Source organism: Vibrio sp. 378, assembly GCF_033339435.1.
Genome location: NZ_JAWOUO010000038.1, coordinates 1 through 5725, shown reverse-complemented (window position 1 = coordinate 5725; position 5725 = coordinate 1). Strand labels below are relative to the sequence as shown.

At 41.2% G+C, this 5725-nt stretch carries 8 protein-coding genes; 3 read left to right on the top strand and 5 right to left on the bottom strand.

Annotation, left to right across the window (positions count from 1 at the left end; all coding sequences use genetic code 11):
- Window positions 1–247 precede the first annotated feature (247 nt).
- From R7Q48_RS23765 to R7Q48_RS23755, 3 genes are all read left to right on the top strand, one after another.
- On the top strand, window positions 248–496 hold the full coding sequence (locus R7Q48_RS23765; RefSeq protein WP_005377003.1) for a type II toxin-antitoxin system Phd/YefM family antitoxin: 249 nt from the start codon (window positions 248–250) through the stop codon (window positions 494–496).
- Window positions 486–776 (top strand): type II toxin-antitoxin system RelE family toxin, encoded by a 291-nt coding sequence (locus R7Q48_RS23760; protein ID WP_005377002.1) that lies wholly within the window; start codon window positions 486–488, stop codon window positions 774–776. The genes R7Q48_RS23765 and R7Q48_RS23760 overlap by 11 nt, the downstream gene beginning before the upstream one ends.
- A 129-nt stretch (window positions 777–905) precedes the next feature.
- Window positions 906–1166 (top strand): hypothetical protein, encoded by a 261-nt coding sequence (locus R7Q48_RS23755; protein ID WP_256903470.1) that lies wholly within the window; start codon window positions 906–908, stop codon window positions 1164–1166.
- Here the strand turns inward: R7Q48_RS23755 and R7Q48_RS23750 are convergent.
- The 5 genes from R7Q48_RS23750 to R7Q48_RS23725 all read right to left on the bottom strand — a co-directional run bounded on the left by R7Q48_RS23750 (window position 1159) and on the right by R7Q48_RS23725 (window position 5631).
- On the bottom strand, window positions 1159–1419 hold the full coding sequence (locus R7Q48_RS23750) for a hypothetical protein (RefSeq protein WP_256903467.1): 261 nt from the start codon (window positions 1417–1419) through the stop codon (window positions 1159–1161). The two genes, R7Q48_RS23755 and R7Q48_RS23750, sit on opposite strands and share 8 nt — an antisense overlap.
- Before the next feature lie 139 nt (window positions 1420–1558).
- Window positions 1559–1954, bottom strand: coding sequence for a hypothetical protein (locus tag R7Q48_RS23745; protein ID WP_151514915.1), 396 nt, complete (start codon window positions 1952–1954; stop codon window positions 1559–1561).
- 129 nt (window positions 1955–2083) lie between these two features.
- The gene (locus R7Q48_RS23740; protein ID WP_055052273.1) at window positions 2084–2671 is read right to left on the bottom strand and encodes a hypothetical protein; all 588 of its coding nucleotides are present in this window, start codon (window positions 2669–2671) and stop codon (window positions 2084–2086) included.
- Window positions 2672–3362: 691 nt separating this feature from the next.
- Complete coding sequence (locus R7Q48_RS23735) at window positions 3363–4376, bottom strand: hypothetical protein (RefSeq protein ID WP_065971067.1); 1014 nt, start codon at window positions 4374–4376, stop codon at window positions 3363–3365.
- A gap of 733 nt (window positions 4377–5109) precedes the next feature.
- Window positions 5110–5631 (bottom strand): GNAT family N-acetyltransferase, encoded by a 522-nt coding sequence (locus R7Q48_RS23725; protein WP_256903469.1) that lies wholly within the window; start codon window positions 5629–5631, stop codon window positions 5110–5112.
- Between the last annotated feature and the right edge of the window lie 94 nt (window positions 5632–5725).

Genomic DNA, 5725 nt, shown 5'->3' with positions numbered 1-5725 from the left:
TCTAGCCAAAAACACACGGACATTAACCCTAAATATTCTGCTTTAAGTGGCGTTTTTTCCCGTTGGCAACTAACGCCTTGCTAAGGTGTGAGCAACACAATACCTTAGCCTCCGCATAATACCTTAAACACATAAACCGCCGCATAGTAAAAATGCCGCGCGTTGCGAATCACTCTTAAGCAACTTGTTATACCGCTTGGTTGAGGCTAAAATGACCAACATAAAGACCACTTAAGAGACCGATTATATGACCACTAGAATTTTAGCCGATGTTGCTGCAAGCATTACCGAGTTGAAAGCTAACCCTATGAAAGTTGCAACTAGTGCTTACGGCGAACCTGTTGCTGTATTAAACCGAAATGAGCCCGCATTTTATTGTGTACCTGCCGAAGCGTACGAAATGATGATGGACAGACTCGAAGATCTTGAACTGCTAGCTATCGCTAAAGAGCGTGAATCTGAAGAGAGCATTTCGGTAAATATTGATGACCTATAAACTCGACTTTAAAAAGAGCGCACTCAAAGAGTGGAAAAAACTTGGCTCTACTCTGCAACAACAATTTAAGAAAAAGCTGATAGAACGCTTAGATAACCCACATGTTCCGGCTTCAAAGCTTTCTGGAGCTGACAACATGTATAAAATTAAGTTGCGTCAATCTGGCTACCGTCTCGTCTACAAAGTTGAAGACGATGTCATCATTGTAACCGTCTTAGCAGTCGGAAAACGCGAACGTAGCGATGTTTACCGTAAAGCCATGAAAAGGTTAGATGATTGATTGCGGTATAACGCCCTGCTAAGGGGTGAGCAACGCAATACCGAAGCCGCCGCAAACCACCTTAATCACTAAATTCAACGCATAGTGAAAATGCCACGCGTTGCGAATCCCTCTTGAGCAGTTTGTTAAATGACAGCTATCAGTGCAATCGTAGCCAAAATAGGGATTAACCAAGCAAATGCAGACTTAACTATTGCTGATGCCCAAGACTCTAGTTTTACCGCAAGCAAAAGTTCAAAAGGTATTTCAACGATTACCGGAACTCTAGCAGCACGATACAAAGTCCACCTACCTGTATTAACAGTTGCTTTAGACCCACCTAATAGGATTGCATGGGATACTCGGTCTCGCGTGCTGCCAGTAACTGATTGCAACTCGTTATTCACATAGCTAATGAGTTTTGAGTGTGATTGAGATACAACCTCTGCTCAACCTCAACGGCTTTAAAGTTGAAAATCAAACATGCTAGTCCTAGTACTAATGCAAGCCCATTAACAAACAACTCAGATTTAGGGATAGTAAGGCTATTGATAGTTACGACGCCAAAATTCAGAGTCAGAGACTCAAAAGCCACCCCAAGTTTCATAGCCACAGCTAAACCCAAAACTGCGTAAAAGTATATTTCAACACGTTTGAAGTTCAAGTTACCTCCTTGTCATTTAACGCCCTGTTAAGGTGTGAGCAACGCAATACCGAAGCCGCTGCAAACCACCTTAATCACTAAAATCAACGCATAGTAAAAATGCCACGCGTTGCGAATCACTCTTGAACAGTTTGTTAGGCTATTGATTCTCTGGGGTTCTCACGTACGTCCCATTGAAGGTGACATTTAGCCCCCCACAACCGTTGTCTTTGCTCACTACGAGGGTATCTTGCTCTAATAAAATTTGGAGAGTACAGCCGTCAACGTCATAGTCTATTTGATTACCTTTTAACGTTACGACTCCGTCGATTTCTCCAAAATTTACAAGGCCAGAAGAAGAGTCACCTACCCAAACTGATGTCCCTGATAGTTCGTAGGTGTTCGAACCCACCTTAGTTAAGTCAATAAAGGCAGTGTCAGTATCCAATTGATCATTGTTATACCGCTCATAATGCCCCTGAAAATCAGGAACAACTGCTGCATATGCAAGCGATGAAACAAGCAACATACTTAGAGCTACGCAAACTGTTTTCAAGCTCAAATTCTCCTCAATAGCCTAACGCCGCATTAAGGTGTGAGCGGCGCTTGGCTATACTTGAGCGAAGCGAAACTGCCAAGCGTTGCGAATCACTCTTAAATGCTTTGTTAGGCGAGCGAACTCACCTTAATCAACAAGATACTTATCAATATAGGCTTCCAGATTATCAACTCGCGCTTTAAACAAACGGTGAAACTCTTGTTGAACCCATGTAGCAGCAACCGCATAGTAATGCATATCATCATCGGTAACTTGAACATCGTAATAAGTTTTGGGGTGTGTAAGTTTATTTCGGTAAGACTTAGCTACAATAAAGTCTCTATAGTCTTCACCATCAGTGTTCAACTGGAAATCTAAATCCCATACCTTCGCTGCCAATTTGAATGTCGACTTTAAGTTCTGCTCCAACGGAAGTTGACGACCTTTATCTTTAGAGACTGGCGAAAGCGAACCTAATAACTCTTTTTCTTTTTTACTCAACTCAAAATTAGTTTTTTCGATTCTTAAACTTGAACGAATTTCAACCTTGACACTTTCAATTAGAGCTTCAATATGCGAGAAGACTGCTCTGACAACACTACGTCTCAAATATTGATTCTGTTTATCACTCTCAAGAACTTCGAAAGCAGTATGTACATCATCTCTCAAGGCTTCTATTAAATCGTAGGTTCGAATAAAGCCCTCACCGGCTTCAAAATTTTGTATTCCTGGCAAATTACCCTCCTAGCCGCCTAACGCCGCGTTAAGTGGTGAACAACGCCTACCACCAAACCTAAACCATTGCACCTTAAACACTTAACCTGACTGGAACTGAAATCGCCAAGCGTTGTGAATCCGCCTTAAACGCCTTGTTAGGCGAAGTTTTCCACCTGTGTTTAAGTTATTTTGAAAGCAGATTACTCGAAACAAAATAAGCAACCAAACACTCACTGACTTTTTGTGATTCAATAACCAAAAATGTCACTATGTTTCAGCCGAAATTTCGACAACCACGAAATACAGACCTTCAGCAACAAAGTAGGTTTTGAACCCAGAAAACCCATAGCTGCAATCTTAAAGCGAGAACGAAAGCCTCGATTAACTTGATCTTTCCACACCTTGAGCCAGTTATATTCACAACCAACCGACTGTGAAAACCAATGAGGCAATCCGCGAACCGTGGCATGTTTTACGGCCAGAGAGATTCAAGAATTCAAGCCGACAATGTTGAATTGCCGACTTAGAGAAACGAATGTTCAAAGGGAACTAAGAAGATGAGAACAAAGAACTTTCCTGCCCGTCGCCTAACGCCGCATTAAGGTGTGAGCAACGCTACCACCAAGCCTAAAACGTTACACCGTAAAACACGAAACCCAACGATGGAATGAAAAATGCCAAGCGTTGGGAATCACTCTTAAATGCTTTGTTAGCTTTTGCTGGCAGCTGTTGCTGCTTGCACACCTGTGCGGATGACCTCAACTACTTTTGTACTTTTCTCAGTAGTACTACTATCCACATTTAAATAACCAGTGGCACTTTCATTAAAGATAGCCCTTGTTGTTTCAACCAAAACAGCATCCCTGACAGAGTCATCATCAGTTGCTTTAACAAATGCTTGGAAGGTCTTTAGTGAGTTACCTTTAAATTTATTTGCTGCGGCCTGATGTTTAGTTGCTTTATACATATTGCCACACCACAATGTCGCCATTATGAGCAAAACCAATATCAAGATCTTTGAAGAAATAAATTGAATAGCCTTCGCCACACTTGAGATATCTGGGTCCGAAAACAAAAAGTAGAGTGCAAAAGCTAACGATATAGCAGCTAAACCAACAGTTGCCTTTAACCAAATTTTAGCCTGGGACTCTAACGTGGAAGACTCTTGCTCAAAATCAGCGGTAAAGTGCGCTACGCCAGCACTTGCAGAAGCTTCTCTAGCAGCTTGGATTATTGATTCTATTTCGCCACTCTTTTCTTTCGTTTCAACTTCTGCGTTTTCCAAAAGTATTTTGGCTTGAGAGACTGAAGTTGTTAACTGTTCAATGTTATTTTGAATCTCACCTTTTTGATATGCCAAGTACGGAACATAAATGTGAGAGAACTTATAAAACTGATCAACTTGGGTTTGAACAAGATTAATGTATTGATCTCGAACTCCCGAAGGGTTTTCCTGCTCAATTGTATATTCTCGAATATTCTTTACTGTATTGCGTATAGGCGTTCCTTGAGAAACCATTTGCTGCGCGATATCGCTTGGCAATTGCTCTAGTGGAAGAACTTTGAAATGGTTACATAACGCATATAGACGAGTTAAATCAGCTTTCGCCTTTTCAAAATTTATACTGCCCCATTTTGAGTCATAGATTAAATCATCTATTGTCAACTCTGTAATTTCGTTTACAAGGTCTAAAAACTTATCTACTTCTTGCTGTGTAGCCATAATTTCTCCTATAAAGCTAACGCCGTGTTAAGGGGTGAGACAACGCTGCCGCCAAAGCGGATATGACCGCCTTAATCACTTAAACCGATTTGAAGTGAAAGCGCCACGCGTTGACGAATCCCTCTTAAACACTTTGTTATGTTTTACCACAACTGACTCGCATACTTGGCAAAGAACTGAATTGCATAAAGAATTGTTTAACTTGCGTCACACGACGTTGTGGAATAGTCCGACAAAAGCGATAAATACAAAACGTGTAATTCCCAGGAATTTGATTGAGGCAACTTTGATGATTTTCGGCGAATGACGCAATCCCTTTCAAAACAGCGAAAGACAAAACTCAAATTGCCGAAAACCCCGCTGCCGATTTGTGAATTGGGAATTAGAACCGAAGCGACTTTAAGCCAAACCGATTATCAACACGCAGATGCGATTTTAAATTGAAGCAACCCACGAATTTTGGAGCATAAAACCGGTTGAGAAATTCAAGAACTTGGGCAGACAATATTGAATTGCTGAAACGACTCGAACGAATAGCCAAAGAGACCAAAGAAACAAGCGCCAGAAAACCTTTTATTTCTTCTAAATCAAAGTGAAACATAACGCCTTGTTAAGGGGTGAAGCACGCAACACCGATGCTACCGCATACCACCTTAAACACTAAAACCAACGCATAGTAAAAATGCCACGCGTGCTGAATCCCTCTTGAACAATTTGTTAGCCCGATACCCGACTAGTACATATACCCTAACCAGTCTATATGACCAACTGCCCAAGTTTTACCGCTAATCGGTTTAACATATAAATCATCAACTTGATCAACCGCAACGCCGTAATTCTTATGTTCATGTATTCGCAACCAAGAGCTTAAAGAACTAAGACGAAGATAACCATTAGCCGTATAAAAAACATCTAAATCGGAGATTAAAATAATAAAGTCAACGTCCTTGCTTGAGGCATACTCGCTGAGTTGAGACAACATGGCAGTGCCAATACCATGTCTTTGAGATGATTGTTCAACACAAAAGTCACTAACGCCCAGTACTTTATATATTTCATCGCCGACGCTGACAACTCTGTAGTCCAGTCCCATGTAACCAACCAGTTGATCATCTCTGTACTTTAAAGCTCTCATATGCGGGAGTTGCTTATAGTAAGAACGAGTTACTTGATGTTCAGGAAATGACTTGTTTCTGAGGACTTCAATTGAGTTATGCTGCTCTTTAGATAACTCTATTTCTGGGTAAATATCCATATTTGACCTTTGAGGGCTAACGCCTTGTTAAGGTGTGAGGCACGCAATACCTAAGCTTCCGCATAACACCTCAACCACTGAACCTAACGCATAG

Excerpts from the sequence above, each read along its gene's own strand:
- R7Q48_RS23765 (WP_005377003.1), top strand. The coding sequence starts at position 248 with ATGACCACTAGAATTTTAGCCGATGTTGCTGCAAGCATTACCGAGTTG.
- R7Q48_RS23760 (WP_005377002.1), top strand. The coding sequence starts at position 486 with ATGACCTATAAACTCGACTTTAAAAAGAGCGCACTCAAAGAGTGGAAA.
- R7Q48_RS23755 (WP_256903470.1), top strand. The coding sequence starts at position 906 with ATGACAGCTATCAGTGCAATCGTAGCCAAAATAGGGATTAACCAAGCA.
- R7Q48_RS23735 (WP_065971067.1), bottom strand. The coding sequence starts at position 4,376 with ATGGCTACACAGCAAGAAGTAGATAAGTTTTTAGACCTTGTAAACGAA.
- R7Q48_RS23725 (WP_256903469.1), bottom strand. The coding sequence starts at position 5,631 with ATGGATATTTACCCAGAAATAGAGTTATCTAAAGAGCAGCATAACTCA.